Annotated in this window: 20 protein-coding genes and 1 pseudogene; 15 read left to right on the top strand and 6 right to left on the bottom strand. The window is 48.1% G+C overall.

The window, feature by feature from the left end; all coding sequences use genetic code 11:
* Positions 1-94: 94 nt before the first annotated feature.
* A complete protein-coding gene (locus JWG88_RS10525) occupies positions 95-2,482 on the bottom strand; it encodes a helicase HerA domain-containing protein (RefSeq protein WP_205233685.1) in 2,388 nt (795 codons plus the stop codon).
* 208 nt (positions 2,483-2,690) lie between these two features.
* Entirely contained in the window at positions 2,691-3,158 is a 468-nt protein-coding gene (locus JWG88_RS10520) for a hypothetical protein (RefSeq protein ID WP_205233684.1), read from the bottom strand.
* A gap of 358 nt (positions 3,159-3,516) precedes the next feature.
* On the opposite strand from JWG88_RS10520, the gene JWG88_RS10515 reads away from it, so the two are divergent.
* The 3 genes and pseudogenes from JWG88_RS10515 to sugE all read left to right on the top strand — a co-directional run bounded on the left by JWG88_RS10515 (position 3,517) and on the right by sugE (position 5,940).
* A complete protein-coding gene (locus tag JWG88_RS10515; protein ID WP_205233683.1) occupies positions 3,517-5,040 on the top strand; it encodes a glutamate synthase-related protein in 1,524 nt (507 codons plus the stop codon).
* Between the two features lie 23 nt (positions 5,041-5,063).
* Positions 5,064-5,450: pseudogene (locus JWG88_RS10510) on the top strand (IS3 family transposase); the annotation flags it as partial.
* 172 nt (positions 5,451-5,622) lie between these two features.
* On the top strand, positions 5,623-5,940 hold the full coding sequence (sugE, locus tag JWG88_RS10505; protein WP_205233681.1) for a quaternary ammonium compound efflux SMR transporter SugE: 318 nt from the start codon (positions 5,623-5,625) through the stop codon (positions 5,938-5,940).
* Between the two features lie 26 nt (positions 5,941-5,966).
* On the opposite strand, the gene JWG88_RS10500 is transcribed toward sugE, so the two are convergent.
* On the bottom strand, positions 5,967-6,107 hold the full coding sequence (locus JWG88_RS10500) for a hypothetical protein (RefSeq protein WP_205233680.1): 141 nt from the start codon (positions 6,105-6,107) through the stop codon (positions 5,967-5,969).
* A gap of 398 nt (positions 6,108-6,505) precedes the next feature.
* The gene (locus JWG88_RS10495) at positions 6,506-7,057 is read right to left on the bottom strand and encodes a CBS domain-containing protein (RefSeq protein WP_205233679.1); all 552 of its coding nucleotides are present in this window, start codon (positions 7,055-7,057) and stop codon (positions 6,506-6,508) included.
* Between the two features lie 205 nt (positions 7,058-7,262).
* Between JWG88_RS10495 and curA the strand changes: the two genes are divergently transcribed.
* From curA to JWG88_RS10475, 4 genes are all read left to right on the top strand, one after another.
* A complete protein-coding gene (gene curA / locus JWG88_RS10490; RefSeq protein WP_205233678.1) occupies positions 7,263-8,297 on the top strand; it encodes an NADPH-dependent curcumin/dihydrocurcumin reductase in 1,035 nt (344 codons plus the stop codon).
* A 121-nt stretch (positions 8,298-8,418) separates the two neighbouring features.
* Positions 8,419-9,813, top strand: coding sequence for a putative sensor domain DACNV-containing protein (locus JWG88_RS10485; protein ID WP_205233677.1), 1,395 nt, complete (start codon positions 8,419-8,421; stop codon positions 9,811-9,813).
* A 372-nt stretch (positions 9,814-10,185) separates the two neighbouring features.
* Complete coding sequence (locus JWG88_RS10480; protein ID WP_205233676.1) at positions 10,186-10,548, top strand: encapsulin-associated ferritin-like protein; 363 nt, start codon at positions 10,186-10,188, stop codon at positions 10,546-10,548.
* A gap of 12 nt (positions 10,549-10,560) precedes the next feature.
* Positions 10,561-11,355, top strand: a complete 795-nt coding sequence (locus tag JWG88_RS10475) for a family 1 encapsulin nanocompartment shell protein (protein WP_205233675.1) — start codon at positions 10,561-10,563, stop codon at positions 11,353-11,355.
* 110 nt (positions 11,356-11,465) lie between these two features.
* On the opposite strand, the gene JWG88_RS10470 is transcribed toward JWG88_RS10475, so the two are convergent.
* Positions 11,466-11,783, bottom strand: a complete 318-nt coding sequence (locus tag JWG88_RS10470; protein WP_205233674.1) for a hypothetical protein — start codon at positions 11,781-11,783, stop codon at positions 11,466-11,468.
* Positions 11,784-12,162: 379 nt separating this feature from the next.
* Between JWG88_RS10470 and JWG88_RS10465 the strand changes: the two genes are divergently transcribed.
* The 5 genes from JWG88_RS10465 to JWG88_RS10445 all read left to right on the top strand — a co-directional run bounded on the left by JWG88_RS10465 (position 12,163) and on the right by JWG88_RS10445 (position 17,005).
* Positions 12,163-12,480, top strand: coding sequence for a cupin domain-containing protein (locus JWG88_RS10465; protein WP_205233673.1), 318 nt, complete (start codon positions 12,163-12,165; stop codon positions 12,478-12,480).
* Positions 12,481-12,770: 290 nt separating this feature from the next.
* Positions 12,771-13,364, top strand: coding sequence for a DUF3943 domain-containing protein (locus tag JWG88_RS10460; protein WP_205233672.1), 594 nt, complete (start codon positions 12,771-12,773; stop codon positions 13,362-13,364).
* 254 nt (positions 13,365-13,618) lie between these two features.
* Positions 13,619-15,313, top strand: a complete 1,695-nt coding sequence (locus JWG88_RS10455) for a potassium channel family protein (RefSeq protein ID WP_205233671.1) — start codon at positions 13,619-13,621, stop codon at positions 15,311-15,313.
* A 176-nt stretch (positions 15,314-15,489) separates the two neighbouring features.
* A complete protein-coding gene (locus JWG88_RS10450; RefSeq protein WP_205233670.1) occupies positions 15,490-16,482 on the top strand; it encodes a protein kinase family protein in 993 nt (330 codons plus the stop codon).
* A 34-nt stretch (positions 16,483-16,516) separates the two neighbouring features.
* A complete protein-coding gene (locus JWG88_RS10445; RefSeq protein ID WP_205233669.1) occupies positions 16,517-17,005 on the top strand; it encodes a universal stress protein in 489 nt (162 codons plus the stop codon).
* A gap of 273 nt (positions 17,006-17,278) precedes the next feature.
* On the opposite strand, the gene JWG88_RS10440 is transcribed toward JWG88_RS10445, so the two are convergent.
* On the bottom strand, positions 17,279-17,791 hold the full coding sequence (locus JWG88_RS10440; protein ID WP_205233668.1) for a PRC-barrel domain-containing protein: 513 nt from the start codon (positions 17,789-17,791) through the stop codon (positions 17,279-17,281).
* A gap of 379 nt (positions 17,792-18,170) precedes the next feature.
* Here JWG88_RS10440 and JWG88_RS10435 point away from each other — a divergent pair, with 379 nt between their 5' ends.
* From JWG88_RS10435 to JWG88_RS10425, 3 genes are all read left to right on the top strand, one after another.
* On the top strand, positions 18,171-18,461 hold the full coding sequence (locus JWG88_RS10435; RefSeq protein WP_205233667.1) for a zinc ribbon domain-containing protein: 291 nt from the start codon (positions 18,171-18,173) through the stop codon (positions 18,459-18,461).
* Positions 18,462-18,505: 44 nt separating this feature from the next.
* On the top strand, positions 18,506-19,387 hold the full coding sequence (locus JWG88_RS10430) for an alpha/beta fold hydrolase (protein WP_353740674.1): 882 nt from the start codon (positions 18,506-18,508) through the stop codon (positions 19,385-19,387).
* 303 nt (positions 19,388-19,690) lie between these two features.
* Complete coding sequence (locus JWG88_RS10425) at positions 19,691-21,319, top strand: ABC-F family ATP-binding cassette domain-containing protein (protein ID WP_205233665.1); 1,629 nt, start codon at positions 19,691-19,693, stop codon at positions 21,317-21,319.
* Positions 21,320-21,334: the final 15 nt, after the last annotated feature.

The following is a 21,334-nucleotide window of genomic DNA, read 5'->3' as shown; positions in this document are numbered from 1 at the left end:
TTCTATTCGCCCTTGCCTTGTGTGGACGCCGGCAAAACGCGGATGGCGCCGGTTTCCTCCTTTATGCTCCGAAGGACGTTCGACAGGCTTTGTCTCAGAGTACCATCTCCCAGAGAATGGAAACATTGACGTCAAAGATATCCCGCCGGCGCGGCTTGATAGCAAAGGTCTCAATGGGAAAATTTTCCGCCTTCAGACGTTCGGCGATTTCGGCTGTCTCCTTTTCCAGCAAAGCAGCCAGTTGATCGATTTCCTCCCGGAGCCGGTTAACCATCTCTTCGGCATGTTTGACATCCTCTTTATCGCGCGACAGCCTTCCCACATTCTTGATACCGGTGGAAGCACGCGACATAGAGGAAATTGAGAGGCTCTTTCTCCCGAAAAAGGCGCCCAGGATTGCCGTCCCAAAAGAAAGAAGAGTATCCGTTTTGCGGGCTGTAACATCTCCTTTTTCCTTTTCCACCTTCTCCATGGCTCTGATAAGCTGCTCTTCGATACGCTGTTCGGTTTTTTTATACTTTTCCTCAAGTGCCTGCCGTTCTTCTTCCCTTCTTTCAACAAGCAGATCGCTGATTCGCATCCGAAATGCCGACAGGGATTCGCCTGGATCCGATTCCAGTCCAAGCCCCTCGGCATGATACAGATCCAACGCCTCGTTCCGGTAAAGGTAGTCGCCAAGAGATTTCTGCAGGTGCCGTTCGTCCTTCATTGCGGCAATACTCTGCGGAACAGGACAGTAGCGTGCGCCATATGGAGGCTTGCTGAGCAACTCCTCAGCTGCATAACCGAATTCCTCGGCACGAGACCACTTGGGTTCGTGACAGTTCGTATCGACGAACAGTTTGAGATTCACCATTTTCACTTCGTCGATATTACGCTTTACATTAAAAAATCTGACCGATGCCCTGGCCAGCAGCCATGCTTCAAAACTGTAGGTTTCTGTTGTAACAGGGTGAAGATGGTAAAGCTGCAGAACCTTTTGGGACATCACCGGAGAATGCCCCAGAGTCTCCCCGGACTGATCGACGTGGCTTGGCACGGGCGAGACAGCCATGTTCTCTGGCCGTTTGCTCTCATATCCTTCGTGGAGTTTTCCGATATCGGTGCCTGATAACGGACCTTTGAGATAGGACATCACCCAGCGTGTCTGAAAAAGCATGGGATCTTCAAGGTGGGCGGAACTGAGGAGGAAATGCCTGCTCTGCAGGTTGTCGAGAATCTTTCGCAGCAGGGCCTTGTCAACACCTTTGCTGCCGGAAGCCATCCCCTCCAGTACCCTGTCCTGGTCCTGTCTGGTCTGCAGTCTGCCCACCCACCAGGTACCGATGTTGGACAATCCCCTATAATCGAGATCCACAGGATTCTGGGTGGCAAGCACCACGCCGACTCCATAGGCGCGCGCCTGCTTGAGCAGGAGCAGCATTGGTTTTTTTGAAGGAGGATTAGCGCTCGGAGGAAAGAATCCAAAGATTTCATCCATGTACAGAAGTGTTTTCAGCGAGGACGCCCCCTGCTGTCGGCGCATCCAGTCGATGAGCCTGCCCAGCAGCATGGTGACGAAAAACATGCGTTTGGAGTCGTCAAGGTGGGCAATCGAAAAGATCGCCGTGCGCGGTTTTCCCTCTTCATCCCGAAGCATCCTGCCAATATCTAGCGGTTCGCCTTCCAGCCATGAGGTGAAACCAGGGCTGGCCAGCATGCCATTAAGCGCAAAAGCCAGTTTCATGCGCTCCCGTTGAGGGTAATAGGTATCGAGCGAGAAAACGCCGATCTTGTCAAAAGGCGGACTGGCGATACTGCCGATAATCGTCTCCATGTCAAGCTTCTTGCCCGCTCTCCACGAAAAGAGGAAGATAGCGCTCAGCAGCACATACTCACGACTGCCGGACGACGAATTGCCAATATCGACCAGCGACAACAGGGAGATGACGGCCGAATCGACCAGACTGTTAAGCGTTTCACCATCGAGCATTACGTCTTCGGAAGGCGGCGCGAACCCCTCCAGAATAGACACCGATGTCCCCGCTCTGCTGCCCGGTGTATACACGGTAAAGGTGGTTTTCTCCCGCAGTCGGGCTATACGGTCTGCAGGCTGCCCCCACTCCAACAGTCCGTTACGCCACAGCTGTGCCTTTTCTGCAGCCATCTGGTCAACGGTCATTCCCTTTCTCTCCGCCTCCTCCGCATCTACCCAGGGAGCGAAGTCCACTGCCCGAAGCTCCGGGAAGGTAAGCAAAAGGTTAGCCATATCTCCCTTGGGATCAATAATAAGGCAGGGGATGTCATCCATTATGGCCTCCTCGAGAAGGGCGATCCCGAGGCCTGTCTTGCCGCTGCCGGTCATGCCGATGATGGTGCCATGCGTTGTCAGCTGTTTCGATTTTAACAGCATAGGCATCGCTTCCCCCTCACTTCCATCGAAAGCCCGTTGCCGTCCCAGATAAAACAGTCCCATTTTCTCATATGCGGCTTTTTCTTCCATGACCTTTTTCCTCGGCATCTTTTTTAGAACACAAATAGAACAGGGATCAATTCTCTGCATGACTCTGTATGTAGATAAGGCTAGGCAAGCAAAATATTTGGCCTCATTTTTAGAGAAACAGGGGACAGGTGACGGTTTTCACACATGAAAATTTTGAAAAACGTGTGTTGCCTCTGGTTTCACCTTTGTTGTTGATAAATCAGCTCAATTATCGCATTCCTGCCCGCCACTGGCCAAGCTCGTTGATATGGGTTCTTGTTGCTTTTTCCAGCTTTTCTCGGATCTTTTGCGTCTCTGGTGTTGTTAATTGAAAAACTTTGAAAAATGAGCCCTCGAGCAACGATTTTTCGACATTGATGGCCAAATCCAGACACTTGGCGAGATCGGGTTTTTCCGCTAAGGCCCTATCCTTTTGTGTTTCAAGGTAGTTGATAGCTGTTTTAATCGATTGTATAGTGATCCTGGTCTGTTGAAATGCAATTTTGCCATGCTGCTGGTGTGTGTGCAGTTTTTTGATCCAGCCGGCATGAAGATATTCTTCTTCTGCAAAATCCAACCATTCTTTTTTGAAGAGGGGGAACAAAGAAGCAAAGGCTTCATAGAGAGCGCCTATTGATTTTTCATGCTCTTCCAGGAGTTTAATCAATTCTGCTGTTGGTTTTGGTTCTTTGTTCATGCAATAACCTCTATTGAGCACTACGAAAGGGGCTCTTAGTATCAGTCAAAGGCAGCGATGTATCTCTTTCCAGTGTTTCTTCTTCTGAATTAACACATACTGTCGGATGACAGCAAGCACTTAATTTATCCCATCGATAACACGGTGTTTTTTAGAGCCGTAGGGGACAGGGGCAGACCATGTTATTTCTTTGATGTTTTCCATTGCTCGGAGTATGTTTCATGTATATGTCAAGAAGTGGAGTTCTCATGAAGCGCTTGGCATTAACGGCGAAGAATAAAAAACTGGTATTTCTTTTTTTCCATTGGAGAATAGCTGGGGTTCGGAATTAAAACACAGTTTTGGGGGCATATAACAAATGTCATACTCACCGAGATTAAGTTCTGGATTTACCATGGCCAAAAACAGGAGCGCGTTTATCTCTCCGCAGTCGGGAATGTGCTCATTGTGCACGCAGGATTGCAGCGGTACATGCGAGGTGGCACAGGCATCGGTACTGGGGGCGCAGACGGTTTACCCGACCACGACAGGCAATAATCAAATTGCATCGGAAAAAGATTACCCGATTGATTTTTCCCATTTCAATATCAACGGTCGGGTGTTCGGCGCGCAGGGAGTTTACGAGACCTGCGATGAAGCCACCATTTTCAATGTTGAACTGGAACGATCCTATGGTTTTTACAACACGGTTAAGATGACCATGCCCGTTATCCTGCCTGCCTTGATCAAGCTTAACTGGCAAGACTATTTTGCCGGAGCGGCAATGGCCGGTGTGACCTGTGTCATAGGGGAACATGCCAGGAACAATGAACCGAATCTGAAAATTGATCGGGGACAGGTAACGGATTTTCCATTGCTGGAAAAAGCCCTTGGCTGCTTTGCTGAATATGACAGAGGGTATGGGCAGATTGTCCTGCAGTGCAATGTGGATGATGATCTGCTGGGTGTGCCGAAAATCGCCATAAAAAAATATGGGACCAAAGCCATTGAGATCAAATTCGGGCAGGGCGCTAAAGGAACCCAGCCGGCCATACGCTTAAAAAACCTTGAAACCGCGCTTGTCAAACAGCGGCAGGGAAATCTGGTGCATCCGGACCCCAGTGATCCATTGGTCCAGAAAGCGTACGAAGACGGGATCTGTCCCAATTTCTACACCTATGGCAGACTGCCTTTGTGGACCGAGACATCCTTGATGGACCATATTGCCATGTTAAGGGATATCGGCGCTGACAACATTTATTTTAAGATGGCGGGATACGACAAGGCGGATATCGAAGAGGTGATCCGGATCGCCTGTAAGGCGAAAGTGGATATGATCACATTTGACGGCGCAGGAGGTGGTTCCGGCTACAGTCCGTCAAAGATGATGAACGAATGGTCATTGCCCACAATCTGTCTCGAGGATGCAGTGGTCCGCATTTGTAAAAAACTGCACTCTGAAGGATGCCGTTTGCCTGCCATGGTGATGACCGGTGGATTTGCCAGTGAGGATCAGGTATTCAAAGGTTTGGCATACGGCGATGGTCATGTCCAGGGAATCGGGCTGTGCCGGGCATCCATGGCCGCTGCCATGACCGGTAAAACCATTGGTGAACAAATACAAAAAGGACAGGTGCCGGAAAGATTCAAACCCTATGGTTCAACCATTGAAGACATTTTCTGTGATCTTCCTGACTTGCGTGCCATATACGGCACTCAGGCAAATACATTTTCCACGGGGGCGATCGGGGTTTTTTCCTATCTCAACAAGATCGCCTTCGGATTAAGGCACTTTGCCGCCTTGAACCGGAAGTTCAACCTGGACCTTTTAGACAAAAGTGACATTATCCCTCTGACATCGGAAGCAAGAGCTCTGATGGATAATAAGTGGTTTGTGCGGTGAAACCGAAACAGCGCCTTGGCTGGCAGCGAATGACAAAAGCTCTGGTTATGAAATCTCTCTTCAGAGCGGTGGCAAAAAAGCATCCTCCTGCAGGCCTGATCCATCACTCTGATCGGGGAAGCCAGTATTGCTCTCACAGATATAGGAAAATGTTGAAACAGTTTAAAATGAAGGCTTCAATGAGTCGCAGGGGTAATTGTTACGACAATGCGCCAATTGAAAGCTTTTGGGGTACCTTGAAGAACGAACTTGTCCATCATCATTCCTGCGAAACAAGACAGCAAGCGATTCGGGACATTACAGAATATATCGAAATATTTTACAACAGACAGAGAAGGCAAAAACGGTTGGGATATCTTTCACCAACTGCTTATGAGAAAAAACATTACGAAAAGAATCTTGCAGCGTGAGATATTTGGTGTCCATTATTTCCGACCGACATCATATCGGTCGTCGTTTTCCGTGGTTCCCTGGCCACGTGATTTGGTGCCGGTGATGCGCCGTTAACCCTTCCTGACGTGGTGGGGACGACCTCACCTCTCAAGTACAAACGGGGACGGCCCCTTAAAAAGAGAAGTGTTTATGAATTGGCTAATTCTAGTCATAGCAGGTTTGTTTGAGGTTGGTTGGGCTGTAGGTCTCAAATACAGTGAAGGTTTTACACGATTATGGCCTACCGTTGGTACGGTGTTTGCGATGGTCGTAAGCTTTGTGTTGCTGGGAGTCGCGATGAGATCTCTGCCGGTTGGAACGGCTTATGCAGTCTGGGTGGGCATTGGTGCAGTGGGGACCGTGATCCTTGGGATCATCCTGTTTGGGGATTCAGCGGATCCGCTGAGGTTGGTGAGTATTGGCTTTATATGTGTCGGTATTATTGGCCTCAAGCTTGCTCATGTTTAACGAGGAGGGGAGTATTCCTTTTATCGTTATCTGGAAAAAAAACGGATGATACGTTCCATGATTTTTGTCGGCATCTCGAAAATAGTGACGGCTACAGACTGTTTCCTGCTGCCGCTGCCTATCTTGAAATCAGAATAAAACTTTTTGCCGCACGAGGGGCACTTCATGAGCATCCCTCCGATGTCCTTAGGAAATCGTAACTTCTGGCCGCATTTGCTGCATTTCTTTAAGATATGTTTGGTCATGATTGGATGGGAATATTTTGAAGGAACATTTTGAAGGAGATATCTGGATCATTGGGTGTGACTGAAAGCTGAATCCTCTGTTCGGCTCAGCCTGAATAATCTTTACCAGAAAGGTTTTCGCAAAAAAACACAAGATAAAAAACGGGAATTGAGATCTGCCCTTGTTTTTGCTATTTGAAAAAACGCCCCGAAAAAGTAAATGCTTGAATTTGCACAGAAGTTTTGATTTTGCGGTAATCCGGCAGGTGGCGCTGACGAAGGAAGGCCAACGCTGCCACCGTGTAATCAAGAAGGAGCGTTTTTCAAAATTCGTCCTCTTTTTAAAAAGAGCATGTTTTGATTGCTTGTGAAACTTTTGAAAAGACATCGGCAAAGAGCAGCATTCCGACAAATTCTTCATCTTCTTTTACAAACAGGGCGTCATGTCGGTTTATGACGAAGAGATGGAAGCATTTGGAAAGTTTATTCTCGGTATTGACCAGTTGACCATTGGATGGAACGTTGACGAAGTCCTTGACATGAACCTGTCCGGCTTTACGGCAGAGATCCTCAAACGGGCTATGCCATAGGTTATAATCTTCCTGCATCGAATCCCATACATAGGTGAGGCCGAATTTGCGGAGGTTTTCCTCATAATTTACTTCCGTGTACTTTGTTTCCAGTCCACGAAATATATCAATGGGTGAAATTTTGCCGATGACCTTGCCACTGGTATTTTCGACCAGCAGGATTCGTTGTTGAGCGCCTTCTGTCAAAAATGCTTCCTGCACCTTCTCAAGAGTTGAAAGTGCCTCGTGCAGAGAGGCCTTTGAGGATATTCTTGGGAATTGATCCATTGGTATCATGAGCTCCCGCACTTTGACGTTTTCCATTTTCAGGCCCCTTGTTTGAAGGTTAAAAACAGTTATCGTTGCATTATTGTTCTAGCAAAAATAATCAGTATGAAGCGTTCATGCAATCCTGCTGCCCTTGTCAGCGGCACATTTCGGTTAAAAAGGAGCTGTTCCCTGCACGAAACCGCAACTATGCATATAATGCAGTAATGCAGATCAACCGCTTACAAAAAAAGGAGGCACAATGACTGAGGAATTGATCGTCAATCGTAGAATTGTACTGAACTCGCGTCCGGTCGGAGCACCGACCGCCGATAATTTTCGTCTTGAAGAGAGCACCGTTCCCAAAATACCTTCCGGAAAAATCCTGCTGCGCAGCCTCTATCTCTCACTTGATCCTTATATGCGCGGCCGGATGAGCGATGCGCCGTCTTATGCCCCGCCGGTGGCGCTTGGTGAGACAATGGTTGGGGGAACCGTTTCCAGAGTCGTTGCTTCCGAGCATCCCGACTATCGAGTCGGCGACCTTGTCCTGGGATACAGTGGCTGGCAGGATTATGAGATTACAGATGGCACCGGGCTCACCAGTCTCGATGCCGGGATGCCCAGACCTTCTTTAGCCCTCGGGATTCTAGGAATGCCCGGTTTTACGGCATACATGGGCCTGCTCGACATCGGCCGGCCGGAAGCCGGCGAGACTGTAGTTGTTGCCGCCGCCAGTGGAGCAGTAGGTTCCGTAGTGGGGCAAATTGCCAAGCTTAAAGGCTGCCGTGCCGTCGGTATTGCCGGTGGTCCGGAGAAATGCAGTTTTGTCGTTGATGAACTCGGATTCGATTCCTGTATTGATCATCACAGCGATGATTTTCCCCAGCAGTTGGCCGCCGCCTGTCCGCGGGGCATCGATGTCTATTTTGAAAGTGTCGGTGGAGCGGTATTTAACGCTGTTCTGCCTCTGCTCAACGTCCGAGCCCGCATACCTCTGTGCGGGCTGATTGCGCACTATAACGATACAGAGCTTCCCGCAGGTCCCGATCACCTGCCATTGCTGACCAAAACGCTGCTCACCAAGCGCATCAAAATGCAGGGTTTTATCATCTTTGATGACTACGGCAGCCGTTTTGATGAGTTCTTCAAGCAGATGAACACCTGGTTTAACGAAGGCAAAATCAAGTATCGTGAGGATATCGTCGACGGTTTTGAAAATGCACCGCAGGCGTTTATCGGCCTGCTTGAAGGCAGGAATTTCGGCAAAATGGTTGTTCGGGTTGCGGAAGAGTGATTCCGGCCCAGGTCACGGTGGCTGGCTGGCTATGCTGGATAAATAGAAAATTCAAATGGTTGCCCGATTCTAGTGTGCGAATGCTTATTTGCAGTTGATTATCTCCCGAAAACGAGGCAATATGGGTGTGCATGAGCAGGCCGTATTCATTCTTCCAGGGAGTATCATGGGCACATCCGCATTTCAACTCAGTGAACATTTCATCGACCAACTCTGGCAAAAAATAGCCGGCCGACAACAGGATAAGGATGAAGCCGATGCCTCGATTTTCCACAGTGTTTTCCTCAGTGGGAATATTCCGACAAAGGAACATCTGACCTCGATCATAGAGGTATCGTATTGGGCGAGTTTTGCCACAGAGGAGGGAAATTCCGTGACTGCTTCTTTGATTCTCAGAGAAGCGGAACACACTCCGGACACCTTCTGTTTCGATACGCCCCTGGATTTTTCCGACCGGACGCTGGTGAAGCTCGGACCGGCTTTGGAAAATCCAAAAACCGACATCGGGGTCTGGCCGGACGAGTCCGGTTTTCTGAGAATATGGGGATTTACCTCCGCCCGACACGAACTCATCAAGCCTGATTTCTGGGTACAGATTCTCGGGCCCGGGCTTATTCTGGTCCTCTACAGCGGCCGCAGCCTAGCCGCGGTAACAGGGAACCAGGCGGTATTCCTGGACCAGAACGTGGCTATGCAGTCCTTGATGCCGAAGATTTCCGCACAGGCTAAAACCAGTGACCTCAGGCTTCTTAATCTGCTGCGCTACAACGCTCTTTTGAAAATAGCCCAGCAGATGCGGGCGCATGGGCGGGGAGGAACGGTACTGGTGGTTCCGGAAAACAACAACTGGAAACCTTCAATCAAGAGCCCGATCAAATATACCGGCGGCGCCAATTTTCTCGATGCAGACATCATGCCCGGACCGGCATTGGCGAACGACAGCCCCGGCCTCGACCAGATCAGCCACCTGATCGACGAAATGAGCCTGCCGCAGCAGAAGGATTGGATCGGGTCATGGCAGCAGGTCCAGCAACAATGTAACCGTATCGCCCGGTTGACAGCCGTGGATGGCGCCCTGGTCATGACATTTGACCGCTTCGTCTACTGTTTCGGAGCCAAAATCACCCCGTTGAACCTCATGGTCTCTTCTTCTCAGCTTCGGTTGGTGAATCCTTTTGAAGATTATACCGAAGGTCTCGGCAGGTTCTCCAGCCTTAGTGGCACCCGCCATCAATCCGCCGCCCAGTTTGCTCATGACCAGCCGGGCTCTATTGCCATCGCTGCCTCACAGGACGGCAATGTTACTTTTTTTACCCGTGACAGCCAGAGCGATACAACCATTGCCCTGCAGCATGCGGAGTTGATTCTATTGCATGAGGGGCTGGTCGGTTCCCTGTGGAATTTATCGATCTTTACGGAACTTGGCTGGTTTGCAAGAGAAGAAGACGGTAAAAAGGGTAAAAATTACCTCTCCGCAGTTATCAGCTGGATGAAAACGACTTTGCAGCGGGAATGATGGCATTATTCTTTACCGCATTTGAAATACCCCTCTCGTTCTCGTAACAGGACACCCGCTGTGTCACATCAAAAAACAGAATACGTCCACCAATCTTTTTTCTGATTCCATTTCGGCAATCTTCTCTGACTTTTTACGAGATCATCTCCATTGGTGACGTCGTAAAAAAAAAGCCCGATCCTCTGCATCGTAGTTTTTGGCTGGTTTCAAGATGCCTTCTGTATATCCAAGGCTGCCAATGTCCTTACACATTAATTGCTTATTTTAAGTTTGATTTTTTCTCTATCCGTCTAATATTAAAACTAACTCTTTTTTTATAAACCGGCATGCCTGCCGCCGGAACAATAAATCCAAAGCCCAAGAGGGGGTAATATGTCAGAATATCATGAACCGGCCGAAGAATTAACTCATGAAACCAAGGATTTTTCCAGAGCTCTAAACAGTCTAAAGGAAGAAATTGAAGCGATTAACTGGTATCAGCAGCGATACGATGTTGCCCAGGATGAAGAGTTGAAAGCCATTTTAGCTCATAATCGCGATGAGGAAATCGAGCATGCATGCATGGCCCTTGAATGGCTTAGGAGAAATATGGATGGATGGGATGAAGAACTGAGAACCTATTTGTTTCAGGAAGGAAATATTGCCTCGTTAGAAGAAAAAAAGGAAAAAGGGGAGATTGGCAACGATGAGGTTCCTCTAAAGTCAAGTGATCTGAATATAGGGAAAATCAAATAGACAGGAGAGACAATGGATATTCTAAAAAAAGATCTGGCTCCGTTAACTAAAAAAGCCTGGGAAGAAATTAATGAAGAGGCAAAAAAAATATTTAGTTCCTTGCTTTCCGCCAGGAGATTTGTTGATGTCGCAGGCCCCAAGGGTATTGATTATGCATCGGTACCGTTAGGAAAATTAGATATCCCCGAAAATGGAGAGGAAGATGGAATCAAGTGCGGTATTCATCAGGTGATGCCCCTGGTGGAACTGCGGGTCCCTTTTCTCCTGGATATCTGGGAACTGGACAATCTTGAGCGTGGAGCAAAAGATATAAATCTTGATAATCTGGAGGAGGCTGCACAGAAGATGTCGAGATTTGAAGAAACAACTATTTATAAAGGTTTTGATAAAGCTTCGATTAAAGGGCTGATCGACGGCAGCGCCCATGATTCGCTTAATTATCCTGACAACACCGAAGAGCTTCTGCAGGTAATTTCCAGGGCAATGACCATGTTGGGCAATGCCTCTGTTGAAGGCCCCTACACCCTGGTTGTCAGCAATGAGAAATGGCAGAATATTTCAGGTATATATAAAGGATACCCTCTGAAAAAACAGATTGAAAGGCTGCTGGGAGGGGCAATAATCAGAAGTCCTTTTATCGATAACGGTTATGTGGTTTCTGCACGAGGAGGTGATTTTGAAATGACAATCGGGCAGGATATCGCTATCGGCTATGAGCAGCATGATACCAAAACCGTACAATTGTTTTTCACGGAGTCATTTACTTTCAGAGTCCTGGATGACCGTGCTGTCGTCAGCTTTATATGAGTTTCTGCTGACTTCCCAACTTCAACTCGATCAGCTGGTGGCTGAATGAAACCGGACAGCTGAAAACAGCTGCCCGTGGATATATATTTTGATAGGAGTCAATGGATTAATTACTGCTGTTTTGTCTGTAATGAAGAAACAACTAATTTTTCTACATCATCTTCTTTGACGATACTGCCGGTTATCCTGACTTCCTGGCCGATAATCGTGACAAAATCTCCGCCAAGCAAAGGATAAACCTTCTCCGGTGTAATTAGAGCGGCTCCATCTTTATGTTTTTTGACGATTCCTGTGTAAACCAATTCCTTGGTCTGCTCAGCTTTCTGCTGTGTTTCGGGCAGAGGTTTTTGGGCATCCGAAGTTGCAAAACCGTTGGAAGCGAATGTTACACAACCTGCCAAAAAGCATACTGCAATAATTTTTTTCATAGTACTTTCTCCTTTTGGGATGAACATGTTTTGAGTATTGACTCCTTCAAAATTTCTTAGCGACAATAGCAATTTACATGCCATGGAGGTATGTCTCTGATTTTGTGCGGAATACGGATTTTTGAACTAGATGTCTTTGAGATTACAGAACAATATTTTCTCACTGGTCCTCATTTTTGCACAGATTAATGCACGTTGGGTTGAACATTTGCAATAATGAGTGGTTTTCAACGGCCTGAAGCTGTTTGCCATCATCATTTTTTACAGTAAAGTGGACTAGCTGAACCGTTCTTTTTTGTTGTTGAATAAATGCAAAGAGCATTGTTAGCTGGAGGGCGCAGCAGTATTCTCAGCAAATCAGAATAAGTAAGGAGGGAATATGGCTTTTTGGTATTTATTGGGTTCGCAGTTGGAAGAATTTCGTCCGGGAGTCCTGAGCAAGGCCGAAATAGGAGATGATCTGATAATGGCTTGCATGCATATCGCGGCCGGAGAAGAGGACAGCGGTCACAGTCATCATTTTGATCAATGCGGTGTTGTTCTGGAAGGTCGGCTGGAAATGTTCATAGGCAAGGACCGTCAATTGCTTAAGAAGAACGACTGTTATTTTATCCCTTCAGGCGAGCGCCACGGCTGGAAAACCTTCGATGAACCGGCCAGGATCCTGGATGTATCTGCAAAACAGGTCACTGAATAAACGCCAGGCGAACTCTGGAAAAAGTAAAATAATGATAATATACTCTTCGTAGGTGTGTACCCGTGTCTGGATATCTTTCTGCAGCAAAAGACATGCATATCAGTGAACAGATTCAAGTACTTCAGGACATCATTTTTTAGTAAGATGGACGTGTAAAAGCTCATCCGGCACAGTTTCAGATACTACGCCTGATATATATATCAGCTTTTTCGATGTCTGGCTTATCACAGAGTCCATCTCTCCAACTTTAATGACCTTTTGCAAAGGTTAGCAGAAAAGGATCTTCTGGTATGATACTCTTGAGACAACTTACCGGTAACATGCTCTCCATATTTATTATCCTCTTTTCTTTCTCTTCAGTCGAATCGAAAGAAATCGATGTGGCCACACCGGTGAAGTACACCGCCCTGTTGATGGCAGTTGAATTTGCCACGATCTACACCTTCGATCTGGCAGACAATTCGGTGAGTTCTTCGAGTTTCGAGGAAGCCTTCAGAAATCCCACACCCAAGAAGGATGATGATAAATTCTTTACCAATTATGTACTCCATCCGCTCATGGGATCCGAGACCTATTTGCGGGCAAGAGAGGGGAATTTTGGTGTTCCGGGCTCGATCGCTTTCAGTATGGGGGCGTCGATCACCTGGGAATACCTCATTGAGTCCTGGGTGGTTCATCCTTCAACGCAGGACCTTCTGGTTACCACCGGTGTCGGCTGGCTTATCGGTGAACTCCGCTACCAGTTGAAACAAAGCAATAAAGAGAAAGGCAGAAGCAATTTTTGGATTGATCCCATATGGACTACCCTCGAATACCTTGATTTCAGCTTAACCAGGAATGGGAGAGAAACGGTGCCTGTCTTCGGAGTAAAGTTTGCTCTGTAAAAGCAAATACACCATTTTCTTGACCATCTATTGATGAAGATTCGCAAAAGTGGTAGTTTCTCTTCATCTCGAACCGTCGGGTGAGCAATCTGCTGGGTAAGAAATATAATATCCAGCAGGTGATTCCCACGGGTAACAGGAGCCTGTGTGGCTGCCGCGTATTCTTTAACTTCAGTTTCGCCAACCACCCTGCTTTATAGCGCAGTACCGTTAATTCTTTATCTTTATATACAATCTTTGCAAATCATGAAGCCATGAAAACCCTGCCGGCTCAACTGCTTTTTTTCTTCCACCACGAAACCACCAGACGGAATTTTTCCACCTTGTGGAAATTTTTCGGATTCCTGATTTTTATCATCTGCTTTTATACGGTAATCTTCCATGTTTTGATGATGTATGAAGGTCGCGAATATAGCTGGATAAGCGGGCTCTACTGGACGCTGACCGTGATGTCCACCCTGGGATTTGGCGATATTACCTTCCATACGGATCTGGGACGGCTCTTTTCCATGCTGGTGCTTTTTTCCGGCGTAGTTTTGCTGCTGATTTTGCTTCCATTCGTTTTCATCCAGTTTTTTTATACCCCATGGCTGGAAGCCCAGCAAAAAGCCAGAACTCCACGGGAATTGCCGGATGATATCAGGGACCATGTCATTATTACCAGTGTCGATCCGATTACCACCCGCCTTATTGAAAGACTAATCAGACAGAACATTCCTTATGTTATCGTCACGTCGGATCTGCAGCAGGCAAACGAACTCCTTGATCAGGGCTTTAAGGTGGTTGTCGGAGGAGCGGATATGCCCAAGACCTGGGAGCGCCTGAGGATTGATACGGCAGCGTTGGTGGTGGTGACCAATGATGACCTGACCAGCACGAATTTCTGTTTTACTATACGGGAGGTTAACGAAGAGGTACCGATTATTACCAGTGCCGACCAGGAACATTCGATTGACATCCTCCAATTTTCCGGCAACACCAGTGTCTTCCAGTTCACCAGGATGCTGGGCGAATCCCTGGCTAAAAGGACACTGGGATTGGGCAGGACGACCAATGTCATCGGTCGGTTTGGCGAACTCATTATCTCTGAAATGCCGGCCAGGGACTCCGGAATGGCAGGAAAAACCCTGGCGGAAATGCGTATCAGGCAACTGACCGGAGTGACCGTTATCGGCATCTTGGAAAAAGGGAAATTCAAGGTCTCCACCCCGCAGACTATCATCACCGATAAGGCAATCCTGATGCTTGCCGGTACAAATCAGCAGCTTAACGCCTTTGACGAACTGTTCACGGTAAATTACACCCAGGAACCGGATGAGGCACAGGTCCTTATTCTAGGGGGAGGCCGCGTCGGGCAGACGGCTGCCGAAATTCTGACCAGTCATAATATCAGTTATAACATGATTGAAAAAAGGTCGACCCTGGCCAAGAAATCGGTAAACCGAAATATCATAATCGGTGATGCGGCTGATTTGAATACCTTGAAAACAGCTGGACTCGAAACCGCCAAGTCGGTGATCGTGACGACACACAGCGATGAGATGAACATCTACCTTACCTTTTATTGCCGTCAGCTGCGCAATGACATCCAGATAATCAGCAGATCCATACTGGAGCGCAATGTCACCAAACTGCACATGGCCGGTGCCGATCAGGTAATGTCTTTTGCCTCGCTCGGGGCTGGAAAGATCTTTCAGCACTTCAAACCGGACGAGATTTCTCTCTTCACAGAAGGTCCTGTCGTTTTTAACAGAAAGGCCGGAAAGCGCTTCTTGGGAAAAACAATCTTAAACAGCGGTATTCGCGAAAAAGCGGGGAGCAGCATCATCGCAATACGGCGGGGCGACCGTCTCCTTGTCAGTCCCGAGCCGGATACCACTCTTCAGGAAAATGACGAGATGTATGCCATCGGCACAGCGGAAAATGAAGAGCTCTTCATGAGCTTATAGTTTTTTTAGAATCTAAAAAGCTCGAGAATACGCCTGGTATATCGAGCTTTTTCCACGAGATTCTGTATCTGTTTTTCCGGATCCTAGATCTGGTCGCAGCACTAACAAAGAGAAGAAGACATATTGAGAAATATCTAAAAAGATCTACTGTTAGAGGTATGGGAGGAAATTGAAAAATGTCCGCAGATACCTTTTCTGATAATTCCATGCGTGAGCTTCTCGGCAATCGCTTCGGTTCTCACCGTGTTCCGCACAGCTTTAAAATCATCCAGGATACCAGCGAGTTTTTCGATGTCTGCTATGATGATGTAATTACTCTCGAAGGGAGACATTTCTGGGTTAAAGGGTATGAAAGAGAAGGGCGTTTCGGCCTCGACGATGAGCCCAAATACTGGGTCCGGCGCGCCGTCGATATAGCGGATGGATCAACCAAAATTCTGAAACTCGTTTTTCATGAACGATTTGAGACCACAGTCGGTGGAGTTACCATCGAGTGTTTCAGGAGCCCAATAAAGGAAGCACGCATTCTCGATCTTGTGGCGGATCATGAGAATTTTATGCATGGCAGCTGGGTCCGGGATAGTGCCGGAAATGTCATTCGTATTCTCGATTACATCCAGGGGAACCGCATTGACAAGATAATCGTCGATTACGGCGATAACCATGAAGATTATTTCTATAATTATTTTCCAGGGGTTTTGGACACCTATATCGAAATGGCAGAGGCCATAAAATTTCTCCATGATAATGAGGAAAAACATGGTGATATCCGCCGTGATCATATCCTCTGGGACAGACAGCGGCAGACCTACCGTTGGATTGATTTTGACTATAACTACAGGCATGGCGAGTCAATGTTCGGCTTGGATCTGCAGGGGCTGGGCAATATCCTCATCTTCCTTGTCGGCAAAGGGGACGTGCTGGTTCCCGAACTCTATGCAACCCGGCGCAACCTCTTTGATACTCTATGGGGAGAGGATCTAAATATTTCGTTCAAAAACAGGGTGGCCAACCTTAAAAAAATATTTCCTTATATTCCGGAATCATTGAACCGCGTACTGCTGCATTTTTCATGGGGAGCCTCAATATTTTATGAAAATACCGGACAGATGCTGGATGATCTGAAGACAGCCAAAAGTGATGTGGCTGTAATCACCGGGAAGTCGTAAAAGAAAAACATTCCGAGAAGGGTGGAGGAAGTTTATGAGCAAACAGACGTCTGAGGAGAAGGACTTTCGGAAGGCCGAAAGGCATATTCTGGCCGCGGTGGATGAGTCCGAGAATTCAAAAAGGGCTGTTTCGTATCTGGCGAATTTCTTTGGAGAGGATAAAAGACTCTTTGTCACGATTCTTTCCATCATCCCGGAGCCTTCCGAGGATTATTTTGCCACCGCAGAGGAAAGAGCCAAGTGGCTTGACGAGAGGCGTCAATTCATGGAAAAGGCTCTCGCCGGTTACCGGGAAATTTTCCTTGATGCCGGTTTTGATGAACACCGTCTTCAAACCAGGCTTTGTGTACGCTGGTGCCGCTCCATCGCCGATGCGATTCTGGAGGAACAGGTGCGGTTGCAATGCAACATGGTGGTGGTCGGCAGGAGAGGGATTACTCACAATGAGGAATTCATCTTCGGCTCCACTTCCAGTAAAATACTTCACCGCGCAGAAAATTGTGCCGTTATGGTTATTGAATAGTGGTGGTAGTGCATCAGGATTATGGGAATCGATCTTCGTCCATCTTGGCGGCTTCGGTGATTTATAGGAGATCATCATCCGTCGCTCTACCCCCCCCCAAAAAAAAAAAGGGTGCGCCAACAGCACCCTTTTTGGGCAGAAATGAAAGATTACGGCAGTGCCTTTTAAAGAGACACCGCCGATTTCAATGGAACGGATCATAATAATCCGTCCTTTTTTCCCTTCTCTATGAATTTACAAGGATCTATAATTGTCCTGGGAATCCATATTGGTTCAGGGAGCGGCCTCACCTTGATCCGGTTCTGTCGATTGTGTGGTGTCGGAGTCGGTCTCGGTTTGAGTATCCTGGCGCCACGCCGGAGCCAGACCATAATGGCTTTGCAGTTCGCTTTCGAAGTTTTCATCCGAAACATCTGCCTGTCTGGGAGCGTTCTCAAGCCTGCTCTCATCAACCATGAGAATAGCCTGTTGATCGTCTATCTGAAATACCGCGAGTGGGGCGGCGAAGGTTCGGCCTCCAAAACCAAGAAAACCACCTCCCCGGGAAACAGTGACATATTGTATTCTACCTGACTGTATATCGATCTTGACGTCTCTGATTGTACCAATCTCTTCTCCATTTTGCGAGACGACCTCCATGTCCTTAAGATCCTCGACAGACAGTGCCTGGACTGCGCCTGCCTGCTGAGTTGCATCGGAGGTCATTTTATCGTCGGCTGCATAGGGTTGACCTACTAATACCAGCGCTGCCACAATTGTGACAAAGGCGGTTGTTAACGTTTTCATGGTTTTCCTCCTTGATGGATGAGTTGCTTGTACGTTACCGTTCTCCTGTCCTACTCTAAAGCGGAACAGGAGACCATCCGCTTTGTGCCTGATTATAACTCTTACGCTTTAAATAGCAATTACCATGCCAGTAAGCGTCTAATTGGAAAAGGTCAATGATTTGATTTCATGTCTTATTCTCTTGCCATAAAGGAGGGGAGTGGATGCCTGTAGCGCTGGATATTTCCGGGATTTCGGAATTACAGATTATGATCATTTGGGCGATTAGAGTATAATGGTGTGATTACGCTCAGCCTGGTGTCTGGAGAGTAAACAGATAATGGAGGTTCGGGCTGCTAATGTTAAATGAAAATCCGACAGCTCAAGGAGAGAAAAATATATGGCACTCATTAAATGCAGGGAATGCAACAGGGAAGTCTCGGATCTGGCTTTGTCTTGCCCTCAATGCGGCTATCCTCTCAGGCAAAAAACTCTAACAAGGCCGGAAGGAAAAATACAGCTGCAGTCGATTTTATCGATGGGGCTGATCGCACTTGGGCTTATCTGGGGAATCGTGGGTTTTATCGGCATAGATCAGCAGAGTCCCTCCATAATTCCTTTACTCATTGTTTGTGCAGGATTCCTCTGGAATGTGATCAATCGATTCCGCCTTTGGCGGCTCCACCGATAGCAGTAGCTTCGACAGGGCGCGCCATATCTTAATTATGGAGCATTATAATGAAGCATATACAGGCGGGAGTGCTGAACATCGCTTATCGGGAAGAAGGCGATCCGAAAGGGAAGCCGGTATTACTTCTCCATGGTTTTCCTTATGATATTCATGCATATGATGCGGTGGTGCCTCTTTTGGTTTCCCAAGGTTGCCGTGTCATCACTCCGTATCTGCGTGGCTTCGGCCAAACACGCTTTGTAAATAAAGACACACCGCGTTCAGGACAGCAGGCGGCCCTTGCTCATGACCTGCTTGCGTTGATGGATGTGCTGTCGATCGGACAGGCTACACTGGCAGGCTATGACTGGGGCGGCCGGGCAGCCTGTATAGTCGCCGCTCTACGACCCGAGCGGGTCAAGGGACTGGTATCGTGTTGCGGTTACAATATCCATAATATACCGGATTCCGTGCATCCCGAGCCCCCGGAAAATGAGTATCGATACTGGTACCAGTATTATTTTCATGGTGAACGCGGACGTGCAGGACTTGAGCGGAACCGCTATGAATTCTGCCGACTGCTCTGGCGGCTCTGGTCTCCGCACTGGCATTTCAGTGAAAATGTATATCAACAAACGGCTGACTCATTCCACAATCCCGATTTTGTCGAAGTGGTCATTCATTCCTACCGGCACCGTTTCGGATTGGCGGACGGAGATCCGGCGCTGGAAAAGACGGAGCGGCAATTAACACATCAGCCACAAATCCCGGTGCCCGCAATTGTGCTCCACGGCGAAGCCGACGGCGTCATAGCCGTTGAAGCCTCTGCAAACCACGGGCAGTTTTTTACAAATACATATGAGCGTAGAATACTGCCATCGGCAGGACACAATGTGCCGCAGGAAAATCCAAATGATTTTGCAGAAGCCGTGCTGTCCTTTTATTAACGCGACTGGCAATAAGTAATCAGGATCATTTTCAATGTTGCTGTTCTCCTGGTTATGTCCTCGGAAGTAATGATCAGACTTTCACAGAGGTTATAGCGTTGCAGCCCTTCATTGTCCTTCCAAAGCAGCTATTTTCACACAGATCCGGCAAGATAATGTTTGACGAATATCCTTGCATACCCTAGTTCCCTATGGTACCCTCGGCACCATTTTTTCCTGACGGAAGAACAGGAAAAGTGCCTTCATAATTGTTGCTTGCAGCAAATGAAGATATTGTTTTTGAGTGATAAAGCTGCTGGTATCATGATACATTTGAATGGAATTTATAAACAATACGGTGCCCAGATCCTCTTCAGGAACGCGTCCCTGCAGATCCTGCCACGGACACGCATCGGGCTCGTCGGTCCGAACGGCGCCGGCAAAACCACGGTTTTCCGCCTGATTACCGGCGAAGAAATAGCAGACAAGGGAGAGATAGCCTGTTCCAAAAACACCGTTATCGGTTATTTTTCTCAAGATGTCGCTGAGATGACGGGGTGTTCGGTGCTTGAGGAAGTTATGTCCGCTGCAGGAGAGATTGTCGAGCTCGGACAGCATATGCGCGAGATGGAGGCGCAGATGAGCCTGCCTCTTGATGATGATGCCCTGGCCGAGCTGCTGGAGCGTTACGGCACCATCACCGAGATTTTTGAGCATCGCGGCGGTTACGATCTCGACTCCAGGGCCAAGGCGGTGCTCAGCGGCCTCGGTTTTGCGGAAGAAGAATTCTCTTTGCCGGTGGAAACCTTCAGCGGCGGCTGGAAAATGCGGATCGCGCTGGCCCGGATCCTGACGGTAAATCCAGATGTCCTGCTGCTCGACGAGCCCACTAATCATCTCGATATCGAATCTATTCTCTGGCTTGAAGAATGGCTGAGCAACGACTACAAAGGGGCTCTGCTGATGACCTGCCATGACCGGGATTTTATGAACCGAATGGTTTCCCGGATCATTGAAATCGCCAATGGTCAAGCCACAACCTATAACGGTGATTACGATTTTTACCTGCGGGAGCGCGAGATTCGCCGGGAACAGCTGTCGGCAAGCTACCGCCGCCAGCAGGAGATGCTGGCCAAGGAAGAGGAATTTATCGCCAGATTCGCCGCCAGAGTCTCACATGCAGCCCAGGTACAGTCCCGCATCAAGAAGCTGGAAAAAATCGAGCGAATCGAGCTGCCGCCCGAACAGAAAATGATGAAGTTCAAATTTCCCATACCGCCTCGCAGCGGCGATGATGTCCTGCATCTGCGCAACCTCGGGAAACAATGGCAGACGGTCGACGGCGAAATCAAACACGTATTCAGCGGGCTTTCGGGGACGATCAGACGGCTGGAAAAAATCGCCCTGGTCGGCGTTAACGGTGCCGGCAAATCGACTCTGCTGAAAATCATAGCCGATCAGGCAGAACCTACGGAGGGTGAAGCAGTCTTGGGAACAGGGGTGGCCCTGGGATATTTCAGCCAGCATGCCATGGACATTCTTAATCCCGAGCATACAGTATTCGATGCAGTTCGCGAAGTCCTGCCGCTTGAGAATATCGGAACCATCCGCAACCTCCTTGCCGCCTTTCTCTTCCAGGGGGATGATGTCGACAAACGCATTGCCAACCTCTCCGGCGGCGAGAAGAGCAGGGTGGTGCTTGCCAAGCTGCTGGCCCGGCCTCTTAACTTTCTGGTGCTCGACGAGCCGACCAACCACCTCGATATTCTCTCGAGGGAGGTGCTGCTGGAAGCCTTGCGGAATTTCGAAGGTACAGTCCTGCTGGTATGTCATGACCGTCATTTTCTGCGTTCCCTGATCAATCGGGTGTTTGAAATAGATCATGGTGCGATGCATATTTATGAAGGTGATTACGATTACTACCTTCGCGGGACAAGCACCAATTTAAATTAACCGGAGACGCCGATT

The sequence above is a fragment of the Desulfopila inferna genome (assembly GCF_016919005.1).
Taxonomy (GTDB): Bacteria; Desulfobacterota; Desulfobulbia; order Desulfobulbales; family Desulfocapsaceae; genus Desulfopila_A; species Desulfopila_A inferna.
Note: the sequence above shows the minus strand (reverse complement) of the source record. Positions and strands in the feature narration are given on the sequence as shown.

What these genes read in the sequence shown, in the direction of transcription:
- JWG88_RS10440 (WP_205233668.1), bottom strand. Translation starts at nt 17,791, where the DNA reads ATGAAAACGTTAACAACCGCCTTTGTCACAATTGTGGCAGCGCTGGTA.
- JWG88_RS10500 (WP_205233680.1), bottom strand. Translation starts at nt 6,107, where the DNA reads ATGAAGTGCCCCTCGTGCGGCAAAAAGTTTTATTCTGATTTCAAGATA.
- JWG88_RS10450 (WP_205233670.1), top strand. Translation starts at nt 15,490, where the DNA reads ATGTCCGCAGATACCTTTTCTGATAATTCCATGCGTGAGCTTCTCGGC.
- JWG88_RS10435 (WP_205233667.1), top strand. Translation starts at nt 18,171, where the DNA reads ATGGCACTCATTAAATGCAGGGAATGCAACAGGGAAGTCTCGGATCTG.
- JWG88_RS10480 (WP_205233676.1), top strand. Translation starts at nt 10,186, where the DNA reads ATGTCAGAATATCATGAACCGGCCGAAGAATTAACTCATGAAACCAAG.
- JWG88_RS10525 (WP_205233685.1), bottom strand. Translation starts at nt 2,482, where the DNA reads ATGGAAGAAAAAGCCGCATATGAGAAAATGGGACTGTTTTATCTGGGA.
- JWG88_RS10515 (WP_205233683.1), top strand. Translation starts at nt 3,517, where the DNA reads ATGTCATACTCACCGAGATTAAGTTCTGGATTTACCATGGCCAAAAAC.
- JWG88_RS10470 (WP_205233674.1), bottom strand. Translation starts at nt 11,783, where the DNA reads ATGAAAAAAATTATTGCAGTATGCTTTTTGGCAGGTTGTGTAACATTC.
- curA (WP_205233678.1), top strand. Translation starts at nt 7,263, where the DNA reads ATGACTGAGGAATTGATCGTCAATCGTAGAATTGTACTGAACTCGCGT.
- JWG88_RS10425 (WP_205233665.1), top strand. Translation starts at nt 19,691, where the DNA reads ATGATACATTTGAATGGAATTTATAAACAATACGGTGCCCAGATCCTC.
- JWG88_RS10455 (WP_205233671.1), top strand. Translation starts at nt 13,619, where the DNA reads ATGAAAACCCTGCCGGCTCAACTGCTTTTTTTCTTCCACCACGAAACC.
- JWG88_RS10475 (WP_205233675.1), top strand. Translation starts at nt 10,561, where the DNA reads ATGGATATTCTAAAAAAAGATCTGGCTCCGTTAACTAAAAAAGCCTGG.
- JWG88_RS10460 (WP_205233672.1), top strand. Translation starts at nt 12,771, where the DNA reads ATGATACTCTTGAGACAACTTACCGGTAACATGCTCTCCATATTTATT.
- JWG88_RS10465 (WP_205233673.1), top strand. Translation starts at nt 12,163, where the DNA reads ATGGCTTTTTGGTATTTATTGGGTTCGCAGTTGGAAGAATTTCGTCCG.
- JWG88_RS10520 (WP_205233684.1), bottom strand. Translation starts at nt 3,158, where the DNA reads ATGAACAAAGAACCAAAACCAACAGCAGAATTGATTAAACTCCTGGAA.
- JWG88_RS10495 (WP_205233679.1), bottom strand. Translation starts at nt 7,057, where the DNA reads ATGGAAAACGTCAAAGTGCGGGAGCTCATGATACCAATGGATCAATTC.
- JWG88_RS10485 (WP_205233677.1), top strand. Translation starts at nt 8,419, where the DNA reads ATGGGTGTGCATGAGCAGGCCGTATTCATTCTTCCAGGGAGTATCATG.
- JWG88_RS10445 (WP_205233669.1), top strand. Translation starts at nt 16,517, where the DNA reads ATGAGCAAACAGACGTCTGAGGAGAAGGACTTTCGGAAGGCCGAAAGG.
- sugE (WP_205233681.1), top strand. Translation starts at nt 5,623, where the DNA reads ATGAATTGGCTAATTCTAGTCATAGCAGGTTTGTTTGAGGTTGGTTGG.